The sequence below is a fragment of the Bradyrhizobium sp. TM239 genome, assembly GCF_036247985.1.
Taxonomy (GTDB): Bacteria; Pseudomonadota; Alphaproteobacteria; order Rhizobiales; family Xanthobacteraceae; genus Bradyrhizobium; species Bradyrhizobium ottawaense.
Genome location: NZ_BTIR01000068.1, coordinates 1 through 251, shown reverse-complemented (window position 1 = coordinate 251; position 251 = coordinate 1). Strand labels below are relative to the sequence as shown.

The 251-nt window shown below is 60.6% G+C and carries 1 protein-coding gene; it reads right to left on the bottom strand.

Features of this window, described 5'->3' with window-relative positions; translation table 11 throughout:
• On the bottom strand, positions 1-251 hold a 251-nt coding region (locus AABA84_RS34940), incomplete at both ends, for a transporter substrate-binding domain-containing protein (protein ID WP_338314371.1).

The following is a 251-nucleotide window of genomic DNA, read 5'->3' as shown; positions in this document are numbered from 1 at the left end:
ACGGTCTTGCCCTTGAGGTCGTCGATCGACTTCAGGCCGCTCGACTTCTTGAAGACGTAGCGGCTGGCGGTCAGGAAGTGGGTGTTGGTGAAGGCAACCTGCTTCTGGCGCTCGGCATTGTTGGTGGTCGAGCCGCATTCGAGATCGATGGTGCCGTTGGCCATCAGCGGGATGCGGGTCGCCGACGTCACCGGGTTGAGCTTGACCTCGAGCTTGTCGAGCTTGAGCTCCTTCTTCACGGCATCGACGAT